The sequence below is a fragment of the Ilyobacter sp. genome, from assembly GCF_041583315.1.
Taxonomy (GTDB): Bacteria; Fusobacteriota; Fusobacteriia; order Fusobacteriales; family Fusobacteriaceae; genus Ilyobacter.
In genome coordinates, this window is record NZ_JBFHGC010000548.1 from 1 (window position 1) to 1,907 (window position 1,907).

At 27.8% G+C, this 1,907-nt stretch carries 2 protein-coding genes; one reads left to right on the top strand and one right to left on the bottom strand.

Going from position 1 to position 1,907, the window contains the following annotated elements:
- Positions 1 to 472: 472 nt before the first annotated feature.
- Positions 473 to 1,165: a GntR family transcriptional regulator gene (locus ABZA26_RS14055; RefSeq protein WP_372715118.1), complete on the bottom strand. Its 693-nt coding sequence runs from the start codon at positions 1,163 to 1,165 to the stop codon at positions 473 to 475.
- 259 nt (positions 1,166 to 1,424) lie between these two features.
- Here ABZA26_RS14055 and ABZA26_RS14060 point away from each other — a divergent pair.
- A partial coding sequence (locus ABZA26_RS14060) for a TRAP transporter substrate-binding protein (protein WP_372715119.1) occupies positions 1,425 to 1,907 on the top strand: 483 nt, incomplete at its 3' end.

The window sequence follows — 1,907 nt, forward strand, 5'->3', positions numbered from 1 at the left end:
GGTCTTCCCCATTCCTTGTTTTCACTTTTAAGCCGATCTTGTGCGATCTTAACACCTTCCTTCACTCTGTTTTGAGGTTGACACTCTCCAGTGAGCCCAGACTCTCTTTTTATCCTGAAACAGTATGTTGACTCTATTTTTCATATTTCACCTCGAATTTAAGTTCAAATTACCATTTTTTAAATTAATATATTGTACCGATGGTTCATAAAGTCTGTAAATATGTATTTTGAACTAATTTATAAGATGATTTTAAAAGAGTACGGAATACTGTAGTTTTAAGGACTCTTTTGGAATATTTTTTTCAGAAATTAAAAAAGTCCAAGTGAAGACATTACACTTAGACCATGTTTGAAATGTATAGAAAATACAAACTGATAAATAGATTAACTTTTAATTATCAAAAATACTAATATTAAATTTACACTAAATTTGGAATATTCTCCTAAATTTTTAAAATCGTTAATATTAATTATATATCAGTAAAGTAGGTTGGGAATTTTTTTGCAAGAAAATTTATTTTTTCCATTATATTAGTTAGATGTTGGTCAACGAGACTATCAATTTGGGTTATATCTTTTTTCTCTATAATTTCAATTATTTTTTCATGTTGTTCAATAATTTTAATTGTATTCATTTTTTCTGTAGTATCTAAAAAACGAAGTCGATTGTAGTGAGTATTCATGTTGTCAATGATCTCCCAAATTCTTTCCATAGAACACTCTCTAAATATGGTTTCATGAAATTTGTTATCTAGATTAAAAAATTCAGAAGAGGTGGCGTTAAGTTCAGCTAAGGTCTTCTGAAAAGCCAATATTTTTTTTAATTCTTTTAAAGTATCATTTGAAATTTTTTTTGTAGATTCAAAAAGAATTGATTTCTCAAGAGACTTTCTCATAAAAATACCTTCTTTTACAATTTTTAAATCTATACGAGAAACATAGCTACCTCTTTGTGGGTAAATATCAATAAGTTTTTCTTCGGATAGTTTAATAAAAGCTTCTCTAATTGGGGTTCTACTCACATTAAAATATTTACATAACTCAGTTTCGCTGATAAGTTCTCCAGGTTTTATGTACAAATGCATGATGTTGTATCTCAATGTCTTGTATATATAATTTCTATTATTTTCATTTTTATCTTTAGTTTCAATTTTTAAAAACATGATTTTTCCCTCCCTTTAAAAAAATATATCTAAATCTTACTAGTATATTAGTTTTTTTTGAATAAAAAATCAAGTTTTAAATACAATTGTATAAGAAAAAAGGAATTTTTTCACAAAAATGTACCTAATAAAGTGTTTTTTTTCAAAATTAGAACATTTAAACTTGACTTTTTTTTAAAAAAAAGTTACATATACTAATATACAAGTGCTTGTGTGAAAAATGCATAAGTGAAAATAATAAATTGGGAGGAAGTATATTATGAAGAAGTTATTTTTATTGGGGTTAATAGGTTTTTTAGCTATGTTTTCTATGAATGAAAATGCCTATGCATTATTTGGAAAGAAGAATAGCAATGTAGAGTGGAAGTTGGGACATAATGCAAATACTGATCATATTTGGCATAAGACAGCTGTTAAATTTTCCGAGTTGGTGGAGAAAAAATCTGGTGGGAAAATGATAGTAAAAGTATTCCCAAACGGACAATTAGGATCAGAAACAGATATGATAAACAGTGTTAGGCTTGGTACACTTGATATGGTTTTGACAGGAGAAACTTTACAAAACTGGGCTCCTAAAGCTGCATTGATGGCTGTACCTTATGCCTTTAGGGATCTTGATCAAATGAGAAAAGTTTTAAATGGACCTATTGGTAATGAAATAAAGTCTGATATAGAGAAAAAAGCAGGATTAATACCTCTATATTATCACGAAAGAGCCCCTAGAAACTTAACAACAAACAGA

Excerpts from the sequence above, each read along its gene's own strand:
- ABZA26_RS14055 (WP_372715118.1), bottom strand. The coding sequence starts at position 1,165 with ATGTTTTTAAAAATTGAAACTAAAGATAAAAATGAAAATAATAGAAAT.